General features: G+C 39.2%; 25 protein-coding genes. 20 read left to right on the top strand and 5 right to left on the bottom strand.

Annotated features, from left to right (window positions below):
• Positions 1–3 precede the first annotated feature (3 nt).
• Positions 4–1149: an ATP-binding protein gene (locus B3E00_RS14250; protein ID WP_293938989.1), complete on the bottom strand. Its 1146-nt coding sequence runs from the start codon at positions 1147–1149 to the stop codon at positions 4–6.
• Positions 1150–1358: 209 nt separating this feature from the next.
• On the opposite strand from B3E00_RS14250, the gene dnaN reads away from it, so the two are divergent.
• From dnaN to B3E00_RS14205, 9 genes are all read left to right on the top strand, one after another.
• Positions 1359–2480, top strand: a complete 1122-nt coding sequence (dnaN, locus tag B3E00_RS14245) for a DNA polymerase III subunit beta (protein ID WP_088159749.1) — start codon at positions 1359–1361, stop codon at positions 2478–2480.
• 13 nt (positions 2481–2493) lie between these two features.
• Complete coding sequence (locus tag B3E00_RS14240; RefSeq protein ID WP_293938987.1) at positions 2494–3156, top strand: DedA family protein; 663 nt, start codon at positions 2494–2496, stop codon at positions 3154–3156.
• Between the two features lie 24 nt (positions 3157–3180).
• On the top strand, positions 3181–3828 hold the full coding sequence (locus B3E00_RS14235; protein ID WP_209576969.1) for a DedA family protein: 648 nt from the start codon (positions 3181–3183) through the stop codon (positions 3826–3828).
• A gap of 280 nt (positions 3829–4108) precedes the next feature.
• Entirely contained in the window at positions 4109–4681 is a 573-nt protein-coding gene (locus B3E00_RS14230) for a CAP domain-containing protein (protein WP_293880229.1), read from the top strand.
• An 84-nt stretch (positions 4682–4765) separates the two neighbouring features.
• Entirely contained in the window at positions 4766–5641 is an 876-nt protein-coding gene (locus B3E00_RS14225) for a YicC/YloC family endoribonuclease (protein ID WP_293880227.1), read from the top strand.
• 2 nt (positions 5642–5643) lie between these two features.
• Complete coding sequence (gene gmk / locus B3E00_RS14220; protein ID WP_209576974.1) at positions 5644–6213, top strand: guanylate kinase; 570 nt, start codon at positions 5644–5646, stop codon at positions 6211–6213.
• Between the two features lie 4 nt (positions 6214–6217).
• Positions 6218–6793: a nicotinate (nicotinamide) nucleotide adenylyltransferase gene (gene nadD / locus B3E00_RS14215; RefSeq protein WP_293880223.1), complete on the top strand. Its 576-nt coding sequence runs from the start codon at positions 6218–6220 to the stop codon at positions 6791–6793.
• 185 nt (positions 6794–6978) lie between these two features.
• Positions 6979–7734, top strand: a complete 756-nt coding sequence (locus B3E00_RS14210; RefSeq protein ID WP_293880221.1) for a hypothetical protein — start codon at positions 6979–6981, stop codon at positions 7732–7734.
• Between the two features lie 97 nt (positions 7735–7831).
• Positions 7832–8695 carry an SUMF1/EgtB/PvdO family nonheme iron enzyme gene (locus tag B3E00_RS14205; RefSeq protein WP_293938985.1) on the top strand — a complete coding sequence of 288 codons (864 nt, stop codon included), beginning with the start codon at positions 7832–7834 and terminating at the stop codon, positions 8693–8695.
• Positions 8696–8777: 82 nt separating this feature from the next.
• Here B3E00_RS14205 and B3E00_RS14200 read toward each other — a convergent pair whose 3' ends face one another.
• Genes B3E00_RS14200 through kduI form a run of 3 tightly spaced genes read right to left on the bottom strand, consistent with a single transcriptional unit; the run spans position 8778 to position 11516 of the window.
• Positions 8778–9542: an SDR family oxidoreductase gene (locus tag B3E00_RS14200; RefSeq protein ID WP_293880365.1), complete on the bottom strand. Its 765-nt coding sequence runs from the start codon at positions 9540–9542 to the stop codon at positions 8778–8780.
• Positions 9543–9547: 5 nt separating this feature from the next.
• Positions 9548–10669 carry a DUF4861 family protein gene (locus tag B3E00_RS14195; protein WP_293938983.1) on the bottom strand — a complete coding sequence of 374 codons (1122 nt, stop codon included), beginning with the start codon at positions 10667–10669 and terminating at the stop codon, positions 9548–9550.
• Position 10670: 1 nt separating this feature from the next.
• Complete coding sequence (gene kduI / locus B3E00_RS14190; RefSeq protein ID WP_293880215.1) at positions 10671–11516, bottom strand: 5-dehydro-4-deoxy-D-glucuronate isomerase; 846 nt, start codon at positions 11514–11516, stop codon at positions 10671–10673.
• Between the two features lie 466 nt (positions 11517–11982).
• Here kduI and surE point away from each other — a divergent pair, with 466 nt between their 5' ends.
• The 8 genes from surE (at position 11983) to B3E00_RS14150 (ending at position 20263) form a co-directional block, all read left to right on the top strand.
• Positions 11983–12783: a 5'/3'-nucleotidase SurE gene (surE, locus tag B3E00_RS14185; RefSeq protein ID WP_293880363.1), complete on the top strand. Its 801-nt coding sequence runs from the start codon at positions 11983–11985 to the stop codon at positions 12781–12783.
• Positions 12773–13033, top strand: coding sequence for a hypothetical protein (locus B3E00_RS14180; protein WP_293938981.1), 261 nt, complete (start codon positions 12773–12775; stop codon positions 13031–13033). The genes surE and B3E00_RS14180 overlap by 11 nt, the downstream gene beginning before the upstream one ends.
• Before the next feature lie 46 nt (positions 13034–13079).
• On the top strand, positions 13080–13949 hold the full coding sequence (locus B3E00_RS14175; RefSeq protein WP_293938980.1) for a 1,4-dihydroxy-6-naphthoate synthase: 870 nt from the start codon (positions 13080–13082) through the stop codon (positions 13947–13949).
• A gap of 256 nt (positions 13950–14205) precedes the next feature.
• Positions 14206–17493 (top strand): preprotein translocase subunit SecA, encoded by a 3288-nt coding sequence (secA, locus tag B3E00_RS14170; RefSeq protein WP_293938979.1) that lies wholly within the window; start codon positions 14206–14208, stop codon positions 17491–17493.
• 20 nt (positions 17494–17513) lie between these two features.
• Positions 17514–17972, top strand: coding sequence for an SPOR domain-containing protein (locus B3E00_RS14165; RefSeq protein ID WP_293880207.1), 459 nt, complete (start codon positions 17514–17516; stop codon positions 17970–17972).
• 15 nt (positions 17973–17987) lie between these two features.
• Entirely contained in the window at positions 17988–19178 is a 1191-nt protein-coding gene (locus B3E00_RS14160) for a M20 metallopeptidase family protein (protein ID WP_293880205.1), read from the top strand.
• A 9-nt stretch (positions 19179–19187) separates the two neighbouring features.
• The gene (locus B3E00_RS14155; protein WP_293880203.1) at positions 19188–19766 is read left to right on the top strand and encodes a hypothetical protein; all 579 of its coding nucleotides are present in this window, start codon (positions 19188–19190) and stop codon (positions 19764–19766) included.
• Positions 19763–20263 carry a GNAT family N-acetyltransferase gene (locus B3E00_RS14150; protein ID WP_293880201.1) on the top strand — a complete coding sequence of 167 codons (501 nt, stop codon included), beginning with the start codon at positions 19763–19765 and terminating at the stop codon, positions 20261–20263. The genes B3E00_RS14155 and B3E00_RS14150 overlap by 4 nt, the downstream gene beginning before the upstream one ends.
• On the opposite strand, the gene B3E00_RS14145 is transcribed toward B3E00_RS14150, so the two are convergent.
• Positions 20260–21564 carry a M20/M25/M40 family metallo-hydrolase gene (locus B3E00_RS14145; RefSeq protein WP_293880199.1) on the bottom strand — a complete coding sequence of 435 codons (1305 nt, stop codon included), beginning with the start codon at positions 21562–21564 and terminating at the stop codon, positions 20260–20262. The two genes, B3E00_RS14150 and B3E00_RS14145, sit on opposite strands and share 4 nt — an antisense overlap.
• Before the next feature lie 98 nt (positions 21565–21662).
• Here B3E00_RS14145 and B3E00_RS14140 point away from each other — a divergent pair, with 98 nt between their 5' ends.
• From B3E00_RS14140 to B3E00_RS14130, 3 genes are read left to right on the top strand one after another with little or no spacing between them, the layout of a single operon-like run.
• Positions 21663–21977: a rhodanese-like domain-containing protein gene (locus B3E00_RS14140; RefSeq protein ID WP_209577005.1), complete on the top strand. Its 315-nt coding sequence runs from the start codon at positions 21663–21665 to the stop codon at positions 21975–21977.
• A 1-nt stretch (position 21978) separates the two neighbouring features.
• Positions 21979–22278: a hypothetical protein gene (locus B3E00_RS14135; RefSeq protein WP_293880194.1), complete on the top strand. Its 300-nt coding sequence runs from the start codon at positions 21979–21981 to the stop codon at positions 22276–22278.
• Position 22279: 1 nt separating this feature from the next.
• The gene (locus tag B3E00_RS14130) at positions 22280–22510 is read left to right on the top strand and encodes a DUF6358 family protein (protein ID WP_293880192.1); all 231 of its coding nucleotides are present in this window, start codon (positions 22280–22282) and stop codon (positions 22508–22510) included.
• Positions 22511–22553: the final 43 nt, after the last annotated feature.

Genomic DNA, 22553 nt, shown 5'->3' with positions numbered 1-22553 from the left:
TTTCTATATTATATATTGAGTTCCTTTCGGAAACGTTTTGTACTTGTATATTAATGTTAACTGCAAAGATAAATCTAAAAATAATATTTTGGGATTTGCATTTCTTTCTACAAAATAATGTGTTTCCTCCAATAGATTTATGGTTGCTTCAATTTGTTCAAGGGTATAATGTACTGCAAATTTCTGAACAAAATCCAGTTCCTTTGCCGGTAAGAATACGAGATTGGAAAGTCCCTCTTTGATCAATATGATTTGACGCATCATATTGATTGCATAAAAAAGAAAGCTTTTTTGGTTTTCTCTACCAATTTTTGATAGCTCTTCTTCTACCAAGGAAATCATATTGGTGCCAGCATCCGAGACAATAAAACGGAGCCAGTTTACCAAAATCCCAAAATGATTATTAGTCTGCGCGTGCAATAGGTTCATTGCTTCCTGAAGATTTCCATCTGCAATAAAAGCAATTTCTGCTGCCTCTTGATCTGAAAGCTGATGTGCTTTCTTTAGATGCAGCGTGACCTCACTATGATCTAATTTTTTAATTTTGACTAATTGTGTGCGCGATATGATTGTATTTAATATTTTGTCCTGATTCTCTGCAACGAGGATAAAGAGCGTCTTTTCGGGTGGTTCTTCGATCAACTTCAATAAGGCATTGCCTTGTGTATCGAGGTATTCAGGAAGCCACATAATTAGAACCTTATAATCAGCTTCGAAAGATTTAAGACTTAGCTTCTTGATGATAGCATGGGCTTCGGCAATATTAATATTGACTTGTTTATTGTCTGCATCCAATCGGCTGCGCCAATACTCCAATCCCATGTATGGATTGGATAAAAAGGATTTTCTCCAATTGTCTGCATAATCTGTTGCTATATCTTCCTTATGTTTGGCTATAAAAGGGTACGACATGTGTAGATCTGGATGGATCAGCTTATTATATTTTCTACAGGAGGGGCACTCGCCACAACTATCGGTTTCCTGTCGATTTTCGCAATTTAAAAACTGCGCATACGCATAGGCTAAAGCAAGACTGCCCGAACCTTCGGGACCAAGAAATAATTGCGCATGACTCACACGATTCTCCTGAACCGTGCGAACTAAATGTTCTTTGATGTCTTTATGCCCAATGATCTCTTTAAACTGCATACAATACCGCTATTATACAAATGTAATAAATATTGTGATTTATCCGGCCGAATTTGCTTTCTATACTTGTGGCGCTGTGCTTATTGATTGAAATACAAATGCTTATTTGAGCCACTGAAATCTGTTTATGTGGAAAGAAAGCAGCCTATAAAACTGAAAAATATTGATTAATTTGTGTATTATTGCACATAATAATTAGTATTCAGGAAATGAGATTCATTGTATCAACATCAATTTTATTAAAGCAGTTACAAGCTATCAATGGCGCATCCAGTACAAGTACTGTTTTGCCTATCTTGGAAAACTTTCTTTTTGAAATAAAAGACAATAACTTGACTATTTCTGCTACAGATCTGCAAACAAGTATGGTTACTTCTTTACAGATCGAAGCAAAAGAAGAAGGAAGAGTAGCCATGCCTTCGAAGATATTGATTGAGACATTAAAAACCTTGCCGGACCAACCTGTGGCATTTTCAGTAGACATGAATACCTTGGCTATTGAGATCAGTGCGGGGGATGGAAAATATAAATTGAGTGGAGAAAATGCTGACGATTTTCCTAAAATTCCTTCCATCGATAATGGTTCGGTTATTCAGATGCCAGCACCTATCTTGTCAGAAGCTATCAGTAAAACAATCTTTGCCGTCAGTAACGATGAATTAAGACCGGCTATGTCTGGTGTATTGGTGCAATTAGCAGAAAAAAATGTGACGTTTGTTTCTACTGATGCGCATAAATTGGTGCGCTATTCGAGAACTGATATTGGTGCAGAAAAGCCAGCATCCCTTATCTTACCGAAAAAGGCACTCTCATTGCTTAAATCGTCGCTACCATCTGACGATGTTACAGTATCTATAGAATATAATCAAACTAACGCGTTCTTTAGCTTTGGCAATATTAATTTGATCTGTCGTTTAATTGATGAACGTTATCCAGATTATGCCGCTGTGATTCCTCAAGTCAATCCTAACAAATTGACCGTAGATCGATTATTGTTTTTAAATACCTTGAGACGCGTGGTGATTTTCGCTAATAAAACCACACATCAGGTGCGCTTAAAGATCTCGGGAAGTGAATTGCATATCTCAGCAGAAGATTTAGATTTTTCTAACGAAGCGCATGAACGTTTGTCGTGTCAATTTGAAGGTGATGATATGGAAATTGGTTTTAATGCCAAGTTCCTCGTCGAGATGTTAAATAACCTGGAGAGTGAAGAAGTTGTTTTGGAAATGAGTACGCCAAATCGTGCCGGTTTATTGATTCCAGCAGTATCAGAAGATCATGAAGATATTTTGATGTTGGTGATGCCCGTTATGTTAAACAACGCTTAATCTTTATCACGGTTTGGAACTAATTACACATCTCATTGATTTTATTCTCCATATTGACAAACATTTGGTGGAAATAGTCAATGATTATCAGACGTGGACTTACCTTATTCTGTTTCTTATTATTTTCGTGGAAACGGGTGTGGTTGTGATGCCTTTTTTGCCAGGAGATTCTTTATTATTTGCAGCGGGTATGCTAGCCGCACAGCCAAATGATCTCAACGTATGGCTGATGATTTTTATCTTGTTAGTAGCTGCAGTTTCAGGTGATTCCCTGAATTATTCTATCGGAAAGCATTTTGGTATGCGCCTAACAAAATTTAAACTCTTCGGGAAGCAAGTTGTCAAAAACGAGCAGATTGCCAAAACGCACTCTTTTTATGAGAAATACGGTAGTAAAACTATCGTTATAGCGCGCTTTGTACCAATTGTTCGCACGCTGGCTCCTTTCGTTGGTGGTATTGGAAAGATGAATTATGGTACCTTCATCACCTATAATGTTGTAGGAGCTGTATTGTGGGTAGGTGGTATAACCCTTGCTGGATATTTCTTGGGGAATATTCCCATTATCCGCGAAAACTTCTCGAAGGTGGTGTTGATCATTATTTTTTTATCTGTATTGCCCATAATCTTTGAGCTAATAAAAGAAAAAATCAAATCAAAAAAAGGAGTCTTATAAGACTCCTTTTTTTATACATGGAAAATGGAAATCGTTTCACAATTCATTGATTTCATATTGCATATTGATCAGCATCTTTTGCAGCTGATTAATAGTTATGAAAACTGGACCTACCTGATTTTATTTTTAATCATCTTTGCAGAGACAGGATTGGTGGTTACCCCATTTCTACCCGGAGATTCTGTTTTATTTGCTCTGGGAGCTATAGTCGCTCGTCCGGATTGTCATATCTCTTTGTTGTTGATTGTTTTGATCCTAATTCTTGCGGCTATTTCCGGAGATTTCGTAAATTATGAAATTGGTAAATATGTTGGAATGAGGGTCTTTAAACCAGGATCGAAGATATTCAGACCTTCTTATCTTCAAAAAACACAAAATTTCTATGCGAAGCACGGAACGAGGACCATCATTTATGCGCGATTTGTTCCCGTTGTCAGGACTTTTGCACCATTTGTAGCAGGTATTGGCAAAATGTCCTACAAAACCTTTGGTAAATACAATATTTTGGGCGGCGCATTATGGGTTTTAGTTTTTACGCTTTCAGGTTATTATTTTGGTCAGATCCCATTTTTCAAGCATAATTTTTCGCTAGTTATTTTGGTCGTTATTTTTATGAGCTTAATACCCATGCTTGTACAGTTTTTATCGGCTAAAAATTCAAAAAAAGATTAAACGTTGGATACTAAATAGCGTCTTTTAAGGTTAAAGGGTAAGGACGAATTATTCTTACTTGAGAAGTACTCAGGTTGATGGACGAGCCATTGTTCTAAAAAGCTTTCAAGTAAACGAAGCAAATAAAATTGCCAGTATATTCGTATCTACCATTGAAAGGGCACTTTTTTCGGTATGATTGGTCCATGTTCGCATCTAAGTAGGGCGATGTGAATGATCTAGATCTTGCTTTATACAAGAAAGTTGTGCATCACGCGCTTATGAAAATAACTATTTAGGCATGAATTATTTGGTTTTCGCATTTACCTTGTTTTTTACACAGTTCGCTTTAGCACAGCGTGTCGTTGTCGATCATCGTCAAGCCCGGGAGGCCTATGAACTATTGAACAATATTCGTACAAATCCAGAGAAGTATACGAAAGAACTGAACCTTTTTAATTTGCAGAAGATAAAACGAACTAAGCTCAATTGGAATAAACAGTTGGCAGAGGTTGCCGTTTATCGCGCAAAAGATATGGCCAAGCGCTCCTATTTTGACCACGTATCACCGGAGGGCTACGGACCTAATTATTTCATAGAAGAGGCCGGTTATAAGCTTAATCCCGAATGGTTGTCAAAACGAAGCGCAAACAATTTTGAATCGATTGCTGCCAATCGAGCGAGCGCTATAGCTGCCGTTAAAGCTTTGATTATAGGGAAAGAATCTCCGGGCTATCACCACCGTACCCATTTATTGGGTATGGATCAGTGGAATGCTTCTTTATATGATATTGGAATTGGTTATGTCGAATGCAAAGGGGCAAAGCCCTATGAAAGTTACTTAGTCGTTATCATTGCTAAACACGATTGGTAAATAAGACGAGCCCTAATTTAAGGAGTATCAGCAATTAATCCCTGTAGGGTATTCAATTTTTACTGAAAAGTCATACCTTTGCATATGATAAAATCCATGACAGGATATGGCACTGCGTCTGCCGATAACGGTAAAGTCAAATATAGTGTCGAAATAAAGTCCTTAAATTCAAAATTTCTTGAATTAAATCTTCGCTTGCCCAAAATCGTTTCGGACAAGGAATTGACCCTGCGTACTGAATGTAGTAAACTTATTGAGCGTGGTAAAGTCAACCTGACTGTGATGGTTGAATACACGGATCAAACCGCTAAAGCTTCTTCCATTAATGCTGATTTACTCAAAAAATACTATAGTCAGTTGCAGCAAATTGCTGTAGAACTCAATGATACGAATGTCAATCTGTTTGAACTTGCATTAAATATGCCGGAGGTAATTACCAACAATGATGATTCGGTCGATGATGAAGAGGCTAAAGTATTGATGGATGCTTTTTATGACGCCGTCAAACGCTTCAATACCTTCCGTGAGGATGAGGGAAATGTACTAGCCGGAGACCTAAAAAAGCGCGCAGAACTAATCTTAACTTATCTTGAAGAAGTAGAATTGTTGGAAGTTGAGCGTATACCTTTGATCAGACAGCGTATCGAGCAATTTTTGAATGATACCATTGGCAAAGAAAATGTTGATCAAAATAGATTCGAACAGGAACTGGTGTACTACATCGACAAATTGGATGTGACCGAAGAAAAAGTTAGACTACGTTCCCATTGCAACTACTTTTTAAAAGCGTTTGATTCAGCCGATTCAAACGGAAAAAAATTAGGTTTTATTTCACAAGAAATGGGTCGGGAAATCAATACCCTTGGTTCTAAAGCCAATCATGCCGGCATTCAGCAGATTGTGGTCAGAATGAAAGAAGAATTGGAAAAAATAAAAGAGCAATTGCTCAACGTATTGTAAGAATGAGCGGTAAATTAATTATTTTCTCAGCACCATCGGGAGCTGGAAAAACAACAATAGTAAGAGATCTTTTAAGTAAACATGGTGATAAGATTGAATTTTCCATTTCAGCAAGTACACGTGACCCAAGAGGACAGGAAGTGAATGGAAAAGATTACTATTTTATGTCCAAAGAAGAATTTTTACATAAAGTAGCGAAACAAGAATTCATAGAATTTGAAGAAGTATATTCAGGAACATTTTATGGAACTTTGCGTTCGGAAATAGAACGTATCTGGAAAGAAGGTAAACATGTTATTTTTGATATCGATGTTGTCGGTGGTTTACGTTTAAAATCAAAATTTCCTGAACAGGCGATTTCTATTTTTGTCCAACCGCCGTCACTGGAGGTTCTTAAAGAACGTTTAACAGGACGAGGAACGGATTCTGAGGATAAATTAAAAGAACGCTTTGCTAAGGCCGAATTGGAACTTACCTATGCCAATAAATTTGATGTTATCTTGAAGAATTTTGATTTAGCTACAGCCTGTGCCGAAGCTGAAGATATTGTAATGGAATTTATCAATAAATAAATTCATGCGAAAGATTGGTTTGTTCTTCGGATCTTTTAATCCAGTGCACATAGGGCATTTGATTATAGCCAATTATATGGCCAATTTTACTGGGTTGGATGAAGTTTGGTTTGTGGTCTCTCCACAGAATCCATTTAAAAAGAAATCCACCTTGGCAGATCCCTACGACCGATTAGAAATGTTAAATCTAGCATTGGAAGACTGTGATCATCTGCGGGTCTGTGATGTTGAGTTCCATTTACCAATACCGTCCTATACAATTGATACATTAACACATCTTAAAGAAAAATATCCAAACAGGGAATTTGTACTGCTCATGGGACAAGATAATTTGGATTCTTTAGCGAAGTGGAAAAATGCAGATATTATCTTGCGTGATTATCAGATTTATGTTTACCCAAGGCCTGGGTACGACACTGAAAAATTTAGAGACCACCCCGCTATCACACTGACAGACACGCCATTAATGGAGTTGTCATCTACTTTTTTGCGAAGAGCCATTAAAGAAAATAAAAATATTCAATTTTTTACACCTCAAAAGGTGATTGAGTTTATCGATAAAAAAGGTTTATATTCTTAATATAGAAAGGTATACATAAAATATACTGTCCCCGGGTTTCATGAAATCCGGGGCTTTTTTCATCCGGAATGTGATCATTGTAAAAACGGTAGGCAGAATCAGAACCTAACGAATAATAGCATATAAAAGGAATAGTTTTTGTAGCAATAATTTCTTTATTTTTAAAGTATAAGAAATCATACGTTATGAGAAGGGGACTTTTATTTTTTATTTCTTTCCTGTGTTGGATGAATGTTTCTGCGCAAACGGCTCAAGAGGATGAAAATGGCCTTTATATGGATCCTGCTGCGATTGAGATGCGTAGTAAAATGACCATACCACCCTATGGTCTGACCAAAGTAAAGGCATTAATTGCCAAGATTATCCCTGAGGAAGATAACGAAACAACCGATGCCAGTATAAATGCAATTCCAGCAACGGATTTCAGCAGGTTATCACTGCGCGAAAAGTTTACCTATACCATGATTCATGCAGAGCTATATGCGCAGAATTGTGCTATACCTGAATATCAGACTCAAGTTGACAAAAAAATATTTGGAACATTATTGGACGGTTTTAATGAAACTTCCTGGTCACAAAGGCAGATCGATTTTTTAAATGAAAATAGGGATTCTGTAATGAAGCTTATCCAGGAATCTGTGCTCCGGAGCAAAAGAATGGGAGTAAATTACAAACATGCACTAGTGGAGATCAATGCTTGGGAAATGATTCCTTTTATTATTGATTATGCCAAGAAAACACCAAAAGATAAAGATGCATTGACGTTGCTGATGTTACTCATGAAGCGTGGCGAATATCAGGAATTTACAACGTCTACCTCTTTTAAAAAGCTATATGGTGATAATAGTAATTATTACGCTTATCTAAACTATAATAAAGAGAATGAAGCTTTGATCTTTAAACGGGCTTTGAATTATTACAAAGATAGAAAAGGTAAATAAGCGATTCGGTTTTAAGAACCGCAGTAAGATTAATAGGGTCAAATAAGAGGTATAGTATAGAAGCCGTGAAAGTATGTTATAACGAATGCTAAGGAGTATGAAAAAGCTGTTCTATGCGATCGGTTTGATCTTTTTATATCTCCACTGTGGTGCTCAAGCCGGAAAATATATCCAAATTCCAGCAGGAAATTATCATCTGGGTGAAGTAAGCAGTATAGAGAATCCCAAAAGGGTTGTACATATTGAATCGTTTTGGATCTCGAAGTTTGAGCTGACAAACGCCGAATTTGAGAAATTTATTCTGGCTACAGGCTATAAGACCTTAGCAGAACGTTATCAAAATGCCATGGTCTTTGAGCCTGGCTTAGGGGAGTTTCGTTGGCTACAGGATAGTACGGCTTATTGGCGCTTTCCTAACGGTATAAGTCGCGGCGGAATCGAAACCAAAATGGATCACCCTGTTACCTGTATCTCCTATAAAGATGTGCTGGCCTATTGTACATGGGCAGATTGCAGATTGCCCTCGTTTGACGAATGGGAGGTGGCGGCTAGGGCAGGAAGCGAAGGACGCTATTTCGACGGTTTCACTAAGGAAAATATGGGCGATTATGCAAATGTTTGGCATGGAAAAGATCATTTGAAGGCCGATTATTCCGATGGTTATCTCTATACTTCACCTGTTGGAAAATTCAAACCCAATCCGTTGGGACTTTATGATATCTTCGGAAATGTCTTTGAGTTTTGCACTGGAAGACTTGAAAGAGATGGCGACCGTTCTGTTGCCCACGCCCGTGGAGGCTCTTGGTGGTGTAGTAAAAATAGCTGTGCAGCTTTCAATACCGTTTATATAGGTTCTGTAAATCCAAATGCATCATTTAGCAACCTGGGATTTAGAACCGCAAAAAACTTTCATGATTCCTTTGGATCAAAAACGGGCATGAAAGTTCGTGATGGCCTTTAAAAACAGACACTTTCAGAAAAAAAGCCTTTATCCCGAGAGATAAAGACTTTTAAAACAAACTAATCTAATATCGATTGATCATTTATCTCCCCATCCAGCCACCATCTACGGTAAGGATGGTTCCATGAACATAGTCTGAAGCTCTGGAAGCAAGGAATACCGCCGGTCCTTTGAAATCTTCCGGTGTTCCCCAGCGGCCAGCAGGGATACGACTCAAAATGGACTTCGAACGTTCGGGATCTTCTCTAAGGGCCTCGGTATTGTCGGTAGCAATATAGCCTGGGGCGAATCCGTTTACATTGACACCTTTGGATGCCCACTCATTAGCAAAAGCCTTTACCATAGATCCTATGGCTCCTTTCGAGGCAGCATATCCCGGAACATTGATGCCCCCTTGGAAAGTTAATAAAGACGCTGTAAATATGATCTTTCCAGTTCCACGTGAAATCATATCCTTTCCAATTTCACGGGTTAATATAAATTGTGCATTTTGATTGATTTCGATGATTTCATCCCAGTATTCATCCGGATGTTCAGCGGCTGGTTTTCGGAGTATATTTCCAGCATTGTTACACAGAATATCGATCGTTGGATGGTCTGATTTTACTTTTTCAATAAAGCTGTAAAGGGCTGTCCGCTTAGAAAAATCGCACTGATAGGCATAGAAATTTTTTCCCAATGCTCTTACGGATTTTTCTACTGCAGAGCCTTCAATTTCTAAGGTCGCTGAGACCCCAATAATATCTGCTCCGGCTTCAGCCAATGCCTCGGCGATTGCCTTGCCAATTCCTCTTTTGCAGCCAGTCACCAAGGCTACTTTTCCACTCAAGTCAAAAGATTGCAGTATGGACATTATTTTGAATATTTTATTGTTAAGGGTTGATCTAAATTATTTCTGAATGTTTTGACATAGGACTGCCACTGGTCAAAACTTGTTATTTTACCAGCTTTGTTGAAGGCAGCACCTGCAAAATAAATAAGAGGTTTATTGTTTTTGACCGTTGTCGCTAGTAAAAATTGTTTTGGGCTATCCTTAAAAACATACTTTACACTTGGAAGAATAACTGCAGTGCCTGTAATCTTGTCTCCTTCGGCAGGTTCCCAATAGGCTAAAATGCCATTTTTTTCATCGTTTAAAACCTGAGGTTTTTCCTCTTTTCTTTTAGCGATTCCCACAACAACTGGAGTCGAACCCGACGTTGTGTTTTTGACCGAATAGCTTATTTTATTCAACTGGCTGCCAGCATCTAAAGAAATCGTTTTTTCAACTTGTAATTGCTGGCCTTTTACACGCTCAGGCTCATGAATAAGTTTGAATGTAGTGCGTAATGGACCATTATCTAATACCTCGTACTGGCGATAATGTTTATGGTACACGACCTCTTCGCCAAAGAATGGCGTTGCGTCGCCAACCCCTAAAGTTTGTCCGACGGAATAATAGTCTAAGCCTTTTCCGTGATCAGCATGATAATCGCCGGTTTTATACCATTCGTCAATAACAAGATCATTGGTCCGTTTTGCCCAAAAGTCAAAACCTTGTGCATCTTCGGAGGTACCCTCTAGTGCCTTTCCATAGGCTCTGAATGCTGCAATGTCATTTTCCCAAGCAAAATCATCCTTCCGCTCGGGGATATATCTCGCGTAGGTTTTGGAGGCGAATGCTGTGGGCTTACTGCCATTCACCCCAAATGTCAAGGAACTTTTGGGTGCGATGGCTACCTGGATCAAGACGTTTTGTACAGTGGTCTTTCCTAATTTTTCAAGCTGATAAGCGAATTCTTTTTGATCCTTATCGACAATTGTAAACACACCACCTTTTAGATCGAAATGTTTTTCGAAGGTTGTATAGGGAATACTGATCAGCTCCGTTCTAGTGCTAGCACTGGGGTTGCTTACAGTAATTGTTTTGTTATTCTGCGATAAGGCAACCGTTGAAAGCCCAAGCGCTAAACTTAATACGAATAATTTTTTCATATCACTTCAATTCTGTAATAGCACATTTGTCCATATCATCATAATCTAGATTTTCGCCGGCCATGCCCCATATGAAGGTGTAATTTGAAGTGCCCGCTCCTGAGTGAATAGACCATGGCGGTGAAATGACAGCTTGATCGTTTTGCATCCAAATATGTCTTGTTTCATCAATAGGCCCCATAAAATGCGATACAGCCTGTCCTTCGGGTAATTCAAAATAGAAATAAACTTCCATACGACGATCATGTGTATGCGATGGCATGGTATTCCATACGGACCCAGGCTTCAACTCGGTCATCCCCATCTGCAACTGACAAGTTTGTACCACTTTGTTTAATAACATCTGATTAATTGTACGGTGGTTGGATGTTTCTAATGATCCCAATTCTATTTTATTTGCATCTTCTTTCGTTACTTTTTTAGTGGGGTAACTGCAATGTGCAGGTGTCGAGTTTAAATAGAACTTTGCGGGCTGCGCCGCATCTTTGCTTGAAAAATATACTTCCTGAGCTCCCTGACCAACATAGAGCGCTTCTTTGGTATTCAGATCGTAGGTAACGCCGTCAACTTCGACCTGGCCGTTTCCTCCGACATTGATAATGCCCAATTCTCTTCTCGAAAGGAAGTAAGGTTCTTTTAATAATGCCGAGATGGTCTCTAATTTGATTTTTGAACTGACAGGCATCGCCCCCCCAGCCATATAGCGGTCATAGTGGGTATAGACAAAATTAATTTTATCTGCTTCAAAAACTTTTTCAATTAGAAAATTTTCTCTTAATCCTTGTGTGTCTAAAGTTTTGTATTCTTTGGGCCCTATTGCATAGCGGGATTCAAAATTAACGCTCATAACTGAATTATTTTCTTTGTTTGAATGCTAAATTTAAGGCTAATATTTATCAATAACGATACAATGTTACGCAAACGATGTCGTAGCACCGTTAGGTTTCAATTTTGCTCAGCATGCTCCTATTTAACTACCGGATGTCTGTCTAGCAACTTAATACCAATTCCTATACTAACAAGGAAATAACGGGGGGATTACAGGGGGTTAACAGGGGGTTAGCAGGGGTATAGCCCTGTTAACCCCCTGCTAAAACCCTGTAACGTGGATGTCATAGGGGTGTTAATGTCGAATTTGGTGTTAATTTGATAGGATGTTGGTCGTAATCGTATAGTTAAAAAGAATAATTGATGGTTGTATGAATATTATTTACATCTCGGTTTCAGATTTACTAACTTCGTAAATGGGAAAGAAGAACTATCGGAATAATGTCGATATGCGCTATGAACAGAAGAATAAAAATAATTTACATATGAAGCCCAATATTTTAGTTGTTAATGACGATGGTATCACAGCCCCAGGTATCAAGGTGTTGTTGGAGGAAATGCAGAAAATAGGAAATGTTGTCGTCGTTGCTCCAGATTCTGCACAATCTGGTATGGGGCACGCCATCACACTTGGCAGGCCGTTACGTTTAGATAAAATCAATTTATATGAAGGGGTTGAAATGTATCAGTGTTCAGGGACGCCGGTAGATTGTGTTAAGCTGGCTGTCAATAAAGTTTTCAAAGGTCAAAAGCCGGATATCTGTGTATCGGGCATTAATCATGGTCTCAATAATTCCATTAATGTTTTATATTCCGGCACCATGTCTGCTGCGGTAGAAGGAGCGATCGAAGGGATTCCTTCCATTGGCTTCTCGCTGGATAATTTTTCCCGTGATGCTGATTTTAGCCCTTGTAGGCCTTATGTGATATCTATTACTGAACAGGTACTGGCAAACGGCCTTCCTAAAAATACCCTGTTGAATGTCAATTTTCCACAAACTTCAAGTTTTAAAGGTATTAAAATTTGTAGGCAGGCTGGAGGGCATTGGGTCGAGGAGTTTGATGAACGTATTGATCCACATAATCGCGATTATTACTGGACAACGGGTAAATTTGTGTTGCAGGACAGGGGAGAAGATACCGATTGTTTTGCTTTAGCCAATGGCTATGTATCTGTTGTTCCTACACAGTTTGATATGACGGCGCATCATGCCATTCCTGAATTGAATTCGTGGAGTTTTGACCATCTTGAAGAAAAGAGTAGCAGTCGGAAACGTGAAAAATAATTTCTGGATAGGTTTGGGTATCGGTGCTGTATTTCCAGTATTGGCTCATATATTGGTACGTTTCACGGATCTTGCACTTCACTTTTTACCCGAGAAGCCTATGGCTATCTATACCATAGCCGTACTGATAAATTTAGTGCTATTACGTTTTGCTTATCGGTCGGGAAGCGATCATCTTGGAAAGGGAATTATTGCAAGTACTTTCTTGGCGATGATTATCTATCTGATAACGCATAAAATAACGGTTTGATTAAATCTGTAAAACTCATCGGATTGATGGGAAAAATTTGTACAACATGAAATTAACATTAGGATTTTCTCCATGCCCCAATGATACATTTATTTTTGATGCATTGATTCATCATAAGATAGATACTAAGGGATTGGATTTTGAAGTGGAATATCACGATGTGGAGACCTTAAACTTAAAAGCTTTTCAAGGCGAGCTTGATATTACCAAACTAAGTTATCATGCTTTTGCCTATGCTGTTGAGGACTATGAATTGCTCGATGCTGGGAGTGCTCTGGGCTTTGGTGTGGGGCCGATGCTAATTACGAAAGATCCAATGATGGCGAAATCACTTCAACAAAAATTGGAACGGGCAGAAAGCATGGAAGCATTCGATCAATTGAAAGTTGGCTATCCAGGAAAATATACAACGGCTAATTTTTTATTGAGCTTGGCTTTCCCCGAGTTGAAAAATAAAGTAGAACTGGTTTTTTCTGATATTGAAGGCGCCTTATTGGATGGTTCTATTGATTTAGGATTGATTATTCACGAAAATAGATTCACCTATGCGGAAAGAGGATTGCATAAAGTTGTCGATCTCGGGGACTATTGGGAGAAAACGACAAAATTTCCGATTCCTCTTGGCGGAATCGTCGTCAAACGTAGTCTACCGGAAGAAGTGAAAGATACATTGAATACAATCTTGAAAGAAAGTGTGGAGTTTGCATTTGCCAATCCGAAGTCTGGTCTTGAGTTTATTCGCGCACATGCACAGGAAATGAGTGAAGAGGTGATGTACAAGCATATCGAACTTTATGTCAATAAATATTCAGTAGCGTTGGGTATTGAAGGACGTAACGCCATTACGAAGATGTTTGAAAAGGCTCAGGAGCTCGGTTTTATACCGAATTCAGAGAAAAAAATATTTTTGTCATAAGTTGGTTGCTACCAATGGTAGTTATATTGTGTTCAAAAAAGCATGTAAAAAGCACGAAACGAACACAAATATATGTTGGACTACTGTTAGATTTAGGGAACTGACATTTTCAATAAAAATAACGTAAAAAAAATGGGTCTAAGCTGTTAGATATCATATCTAATAACTAAATTTGCCCGATTAGTGTCAAATTGTCTGCAATTTTACTTTGGAGTCATTATTGTACAAAATCTTAAGTTGAGATAGAAAAAAAATTATGTTAAAGTTTTTAAGTAAATTATTTGGAAGTAAATCCGAGAGAGATATCAAGGGAATTCAGCCTGTGGTAGACCAAATCAAAGCTGAATATGAGAAGCTTTCAAATCTAACCAATGACGAGTTACGTGCCAAGACCGTTGATTTCAAAGAAAGAATTAAGAATTACCTAGCAGATATTGACCAAGAAATTGATTCGCTAAAGAAGGAAGCGGAACAAGATGAGGACGATATGGCAAAGAAAACTTCTATTTACGAGCAGGTGGACAAGCTGTCCAAAGACCGTGATAAGAAGTTGGAAGAGGTATTGAAGGATATTTTGCCAGAGGCATTTGCCGTGGTTAAAGAAACTTCCAGACGTTTGACGGAAAACGAAGAATTAGAAGTTACTGCCAACGATTTTGATAGAGAACTGGCTGTTTACAAACCAAATGTTATCATCAATGGTGATAAAGCGATTTGGAAAAATAAATGGATGGCAGCTGGTACTGAAGTCACTTGGAACATGGTTCATTACGATGTCCAATTGATTGGTGGTATAGTGTTACATAGCGGAAAAATTGCTGAGATGGCTACGGGAGAGGGTAAAACTTTGGTAGGAACATTACCAACTTATCTAAACGCTCTTTCTGGTCAAGGAGTGCACATCGTAACGGTGAACGATTACCTTGCTCGACGTGACTCTGAATGGAATGCTCCATTATTTGAATTCCATGGTTTATCGGTTGACTGTATCGATAAACATCAGCCAAATTCTCCACAACGTCGTAAGGCCTATCAATCGGATATCGTATATGGTACCAATAACGAGTTCGGTTTCGATTATCTACGTGATAATATGGTTCAGACTCCGGATGCATTGGTACAGGGAAAATTACACTTTGCTATGGTCGATGAGGTGGACTCCGTATTGATTGACGATGCGCGTACACCTTTGATTATCTCAGGTCCAATTCCACGTGGTGATCAACATGAGTTTTACCAATTGAAACCACGTATTGAGCGCTTGGTCCATGTTCAGAAAGCATATATCAATACCGTTTTGAATGATGCTAAAAAAGCATTGGCCGCCGGTGATTCTGATGTTGAAGGGGGCGGTTTAGCCCTATTGAGAGCTTATAGAGGTTTACCTAAAAATAAGGCTTTAATCAAATTCTTAAGTGAGGGTGGTAACCGTTCTATCTTACAAAAAGTAGAGAACTACTATATGCAGGAGCAAAATAAAAATATGCCTAAAGTAGATGCAGAACTTTATTTTGTAATAGACGAAAAGAACAATCAGGTAGAATTGACAGAGAAAGGTATCGAGTTGATTACAGCAACTGGAGAGGATCCTTCATTCTTTATTTTACCAGATGTTGGTACTGAAATCGCTGAAATTGAAAAATCTTCGTTGACTTTGGAAGAAAAGGCAGCTAGAAAGGAAGACATGTTGCGTGATTATTCAATCAAAGCGGAGCGTATTCACTCGATCAACCAGCTGTTAAAGGCATATACCTTGTTTGAAAATGACGTTGAATATATCGTTGATGAAGGTAAAGTAAAAATTGTTGATGAGCAAACAGGTCGTATTATGGATGGCCGTCGTTACTCGGATGGTTTGCACCAGGCGATCGAAGCGAAGGAAAATGTGAAAGTAGAAGATGCTACACAAACTTACGCTACGATTACATTGCAAAACTATTTCCGCATGTACCACAAGCTTTCGGGTATGACTGGTACGGCATCAACGGAGGCCGGTGAGCTTTGGGAAATTTACAAACTTGATGTAGTAGAAATTCCAACCAATCGTGTGGCTCAACGCGATGACCGTCAAGATTTGATTTATCGTACAGCACGTGAAAAATACAATGCAGTAGCCGAAGAAATTCAACGATTGACAGATGCAGGACGTCCAGTATTGGTCGGTACGACATCTGTGGAGATTTCGGAGTTGTTAAGTCGTATGCTACAACTGCGTAAGATCAAACATAATGTTTTGAATGCGAAGTTACACCAAAAAGAAGCTGATATCGTTGCTGAAGCAGGACGTCCTGGACAGGTGACTATCGCTACAAATATGGCTGGTCGTGGTACGGATATTAAATTGACAGAGGAAGTTAAAAAGGCTGGTGGTCTTGCGATTATTGGTACTGAAAGACACGAATCTCGTCGTGTTGACCGTCAGTTACGTGGTCGTGCGGGTCGTCAAGGAGATCCGGGTTCATCGCAATTCTTTGTTTCACTTGAAGACAACTTGATGCGTTTATTTGCTTCCGAGCGGATTTCTAACATCATGGTAAAAATGGGAGTCGAAGAGGGCGAAGTGATGCAACATAGTATGTTGACCAAATCCATCGAGCGTGCGCAACGTAAAGTGGAAGAGAATAACTTCGGGATCCGTAAACGCCTATTGGAGTATGACGATGTCATGAATTCACAACGTACCGTCATCTATTCAAAACGGAAAAACGCCCTGTTTGGAGAGCGTTTAGATGTGGATTTGAATAATATGATTTTTGACGTTGCTGAAGAAATTGTTGTTGAAGCGAAAGAGCAGGGTAACTACGAAGATTTTCAAATTGAAGTAATCCGTATTTTTGCAATCACACCAGAAATTACCGCAGAAGAATTTGCTCAAGGTAAAATTGAAGCCTTGACCGAACGTCTTTTCGAGCATGCACTCGATGCTTATCATCATAAAATTGAAGCCGTTGGTGCTTTGACAGTGCCTGTTCTGAATAATGTATATGCAGAAAGAGGTCAAATTGTCGAAAACGTTGTCATTCCATTTACCGATGGTATCCGTGGCATTCAGGTTTCGGCCAATTTGAAAAAAGCGATCGAAAGCAACGGTAAAGAAGTTTTTAAGTCTTTTGAAAAAGGGATTGTTTTGGCCTTAATCGACGAGGCTTGGAAAGAGCACTTGCGTGAAATGGATGATTTGAAACAATCCGTTCAGAACGCTGTTTATGAACAGAAAGATCCGATTATCATTTATAAAATGGAGGCATTTGATTTGTTTAAAGCAATGTTGGCTTCCATGAATAAAGATGTGGTAAGCTTTATTTTCAAAGGGGAGATTCCGGGTCAAGAGCCGACTTCAATGCAAGCGAGACAGGTACAGCAGGCTCCAGTGAAAACTATTGAAACAAAAGCGGAGTTGACTTCACCTACAGGTGTCAGTGAAGAAGATGTGAACGATGGACCAAAAGAACCTGTTCGCAATGAAAATACGGTTGGACGCAATGACGAATGTCCTTGTGGTTCGGGAAAAAAATATAAAAATTGCCACGGCGCAAATAACTAATCGATAAGAAAGGTTAAACTATGCTGAAGAGAGGATTGATTTTCGTACATGTACTTGTGTTGTTTTCTGTTGTTCAAGTGAACGCGCAGGAAAAAGGTGGAGTAATTGTAACCAAAGATACGTTGATTACACAGCTTCAAAATTTCAGGGCAGCTATGGGAATCAATCCTGTCGAAAGCAAAGCGACAGCAGTGCCTTCTAAGCCCATTGTCCGATCTGCGGCATCGCGGGTCAAAGTAAGAGGCTTCCGCGTCCAGATATTTGCTGGATCGAGCAGGAATCAAGCGTTTTCGGAGCAGACACGTTTCCGAAACATGTATAAAGATATTGATACTTATATCACCTATGATGAACCCAATTATCGCGTCAAGGTAGGCGATTTTAGAAGTCGATCGGAGGCAAACGCCTTCATGCGCGAATTACGTCAGTATTTTAGCAACGTCTTTGTATTTTCGGAGAACGTTTTTGTCTATCAATAAATCAATCAACCTTTTATGGCAAGTACGAAAGAAAAAGTCCTGGCCCTAGCTCATCAATATTTTGAAGATACGGTTTCCAATCGTAGACATCTTCATCAGAATCCTGAACTTTCCTTTGAAGAATACAATACCTCGGCCTTTGTAAAATCGCAGCTGGATCAATTGGGAATTCCCTATGAGACTAAAGCAGATACGGGGATTGTCGCTTTAATCACGGGTAACCTATCTTCCAATGAAGTAATTGCATTGCGTGCAGATATGGATGCTTTACCCATTCAAGAAGTGGAGGGGCGTTCATATGCATCCAAAAACCCAGGAGTAATGCATGCCTGTGGCCATGATGTACATACATCTTCTCTTTTGGGGACAGCTAAAATATTGCATAGCCTAAAAGCTGAATTTGGAGGAACCATCAAATTGATCTTCCAACCCGGCGAGGAGCGCCTACCAGGCGGTGCCTCTTTAATGATAAAAGAAGGGGCGTTACAAGATCCTGCTCCATCGGCAATTATAGGACAGCATGTAATGCCTTTTATAGAAGTGGGAAAAGTTGGATTCCGTGAAGGTAAATATATGGCTTCATGCGACGAACTATTTATGACTGTAAAAGGAAGAGGTGGACACGGAGCTCACCCACATCAGAATATCGATCCCATTGTGATCACAGCTCAGATTATTACCGCTTTGCAACAGGTAGCCAGTCGCTTTGCAGACCCGCGTACACCAACGGTATTATCTTTTGGAAAGATAATAGCTAATGGGGCTACAAATATTATCCCCGATCAGGTTTATTTGGAAGGTACATTTCGCACATTTGACGAGAAATGGCGGGCTGAAGCCCACGAAAGAATGGTGAAAATTGCTGTTGGAATCGCCGAAAGCATGGGGGCGACCTGTGAATTTGAAGTTCGTAAAGGATATCCCTTTCTAATCAATGAGCCTGAACTCACTAAAAGTGCGCGTGCTTTTGCAGAGGAATATCTTGGAAAAGAAAACGTTGTTGACTTGGATCTGTGGCCTGCGGCGGAAGATTTTTCGTATTATTCGCAGGAAATCGACGCTTGTTTTTATCGTTTGGGTACAGGTAATGCGGCACGAGGGATATCTTCTGCTGTACATACGCCCACATTTGACGTGGATGAGGCTTCCTTGGAGATTAGCACGGGATTAATGGCTTACATCACCTTGCGTCGGCTCGGATATTAAATTCATCCCATGTCATCGCACCATATTGTCCGAGAAAATCAGGAACCGGCATTACTGATTGAAGATCTTTTCCTTATTGATGAAGAGGATCTGGGCCAGCTGTTGGAATGGAGCCCAACCATTGTAATCGAAGAAAGAACAATGGATTTACTGGATGCACGAGGGTATAAGTTCGATATTGTTTTTACAAAAAATGCCATTGATGCGTCTCAGGAGAACCTGAAGGTGATTTCTTATGATGTTGCTTTTCTAAAAGCTGCGATCGAATACCTTATAGCACATCAATATAAAGCGGTAAATATCGTTTCGGATCAGTTGGATTTAGGCTATTATCGGGCCTATCTTGAGCAAATCAATATTGTCCTTTTTTCCAACGGCTTTCGTTATTATTTTGTGACAACAGGGTTTACCAAATGGAAGGCAGAAGGCGAGCGAATTTTGATAGTTAGCGCTGATAAGGACGAAGATATTAAGTATACGGGATTGACTAAGATAAACGATAAGGAATACGAAATGGAAAATGATGGCTTATTTACTCTTGAATTTTCCGATGTAAAATACATTTTAATAGGAGAGAAGATCACATGATAACAATCGAACTGGCGGAGCAAAGTGATATCAGAAGGATTTCCAATATGGCTTTTATCATTTGGCCGCTTACTTATGGTCAAGTACTTTCGCAAGATCAAATAGACTTTATGCTGGAAAAAAATTATACGGTAGAAGCACTTGCGGAAAGTATGGTCAATGGTCAGTTTTTTTATGTATTGAAGGAAGATGGTATTGGGCAAGGATTTATTGCGTTGAGGACGCTCGAAGATCGCGTACGTATCGAAAAACTCTACTTGATGCCTGATGTACAGGGTAAAGGGTTCGGAAAAGCACTGATAGACTTCGCTTCAGAAAAAACAGTCTTAAAAGGCAGAGGTATTCTTGAACTGAATGTCAACAGGAATAACCCTGCTTATCATTTTTATTTGAAGCAGGGCTTTAAAGTGGTTCAAACTGTCGATATTCCTTATTATGACTATGTACTAAACGACTATGTTATGCAAAAGGAAGTCAAAGCGACGGCTGTTTCTTAATCCTTTAGTTTTTCGACTCGGGAAGGAGTTTGCCTGCCTTCTACAATTCCTGAGGCACCTATCGCGATAGCCTCAATACTGGAAATGATATTTTGAACATTTAGCGTAGATACTTCATCTTTTACGGTGTGATAGTATTCATCCTTGTCCATTTGGGAGGTTGAGAACGAATGTGCCGGGACCCCTTTGGCCGCTAGCACTGCATTGTCACTTCGGTAAAACAGATTCTGTTTAGTATAAGGATCGGGGTAGAATTTAAAGGTCGTATTTTTCAGATTCTCCTGCATCAATTCGCCCAGATTGGACTGATCGTATCCGGTAATGTACACTGTATTAGGACCGAATTTCGAATCTTTTCCAATCATTTCCATATTGATCATGGCCATTACTTGATCGGCATCAATGTGGTTGGAAAAATATTTTGAGCCATACATGCCCAGTTCTTCTGCGGTAAAGGCAACGAAAATAAGAGTTCTTTCATTCTTATTCTGCTTTTTGTAATAATCTGCTAGGGTCAGCATTGCTGTCACGCCAGAGGCATCATCATCTGCTCCATTGGCAATCGAATCTTGACCAACAGCCGGAAGAATACCAATATGGTCGTAATGCCCCGAAAAGATGACGTATTCGTTGGGCTTACTTTTTCCAGGAATAATGCCCGCCACGTTGAACAGTGGAAATTTTTGATGTGCCCTTTTAATTTGAATTTTATAGGTTGTCGGGATTTCCTTTGTCAGGAGATAGACAATTGAAGGTTTCTGTACAGTAGGATCTTCGAGAAATTTAGGAGTGTTAAGCATTTGACCAAAACGGACAAAATAGTTTTCAAAAGAGGGATCTACCAATACAAGTGTATTTTCTTTGGACAAAGAATGTTCTCTAAATACTTTCGAAAAATCATCACCCGATTTTATTTTCACAATAGTTATATCGCTTTTATTATCCCATTCCAAATCCATCTGGTGGCCAAGTGAAATAATATGATCTACAGGAATAATCTGGTTATTTACCGTTGCAGATTTGCTCACTGGAGAGATTTTATCTAGTTCAAAAGATTGTCTATAGCTTTGTTCCGCATAGGGTGTGAGACCTATTCTTTTCATCTCGCCGGCAATAAAATCTGCTGCTTTTTCAATGTCTTTGGTGAGCGCAGACCTACCACGCATATCGTCAGCAGCCAAGGTAGTGAGTATACGGCTAACATCTTGGCGTTCCTGGTTGGAAATAACCTGTTGTCCATAGGTAATTGCCGAAATTGCCAGCAAAGATAAGGACAAAATAATTTTAGGTATTGAATTCATATAAAGCTTAGTAATATCTGCATGAAGATAAGGAAAATTCTATAAGTGGACAGAGGGCGGAAAAAATGTAGTATATTTGACTATTAAATTGTTTGAAAATGAAAGAAGTATCTGTAGAAGAATTAAAGAATAAAATCGATAACAACGAGGATTTTCAATTGATTGATGTTCGCGAACCGTTTGAATATGAAGTATCAAATCTCAATGGATTGAATATACCCCTTTCGGGCATATTGATCGAGGCGGATAAGATCGCAAAGGATAAGCCAGTTATCGTACAATGCCGTTCAGGAAAACGTTCTGCGCAGGCAATCATGTTATTGGAACAACAGGGGTTTGACAACCTGGCAAATCTAAAAGGCGGTATACTGGCTTGGAAAGAGGAGATCGATCCCGAATTAGACGTTTATTAAGATGAAGAATTTAGAGCATCAGACTAAACAAGCTTTCCTGTTTAGTCTTGCTTTTTATATCGTCGCTATGTTGGCGCGAATAGTTAACCTTGGTATTTTCCCTATGCTAGGGAGCCTTTCGATCTTATTATCGCTGTTATGGGTAATTTTGGTTCTACGGGAAATCATGCTTTCAAGAACGATCTCCAATACTGAAAGGATGGTTATGGCTTTGACGATTGTTTTATTGAATGTTGTTGGTGGGGCATTCTATTTCTTTGGTGGATGGAGAGAACGGGTATTAGGAGTAATAAAAAAATAATATGTTAAAGTATTTTTTTCTAAATATAGTTTTAAGTTTAGCCATTGTATTTTTAATCTACAGTGGTTTTGAAGGGTATAAGGCCGGCAACATGCTGGTAACAGGATTGTCTATCGCCTTTTTGGTCGTATTGATCTATCTGCGTGTGGTTTTGAGCAAAAGAGTTCGGTCGCTTATTCAACAAAAGGAGAGCGGTAAACAACAGCCGGCTACAAAGCAAAAGAAAAAGTAAAAAAAAGAAGCCTGCGTCAAGCGAGGGCACTGAAAAAGTCTCA

This window comes from Sphingobacterium sp. UBA5996 (genome assembly GCF_002429765.1).
In the GTDB taxonomy this organism is placed as follows: domain Bacteria; phylum Bacteroidota; class Bacteroidia; order Sphingobacteriales; family Sphingobacteriaceae; genus Sphingobacterium.
This window is presented reverse-complemented; position numbering and strand designations above follow the sequence as displayed.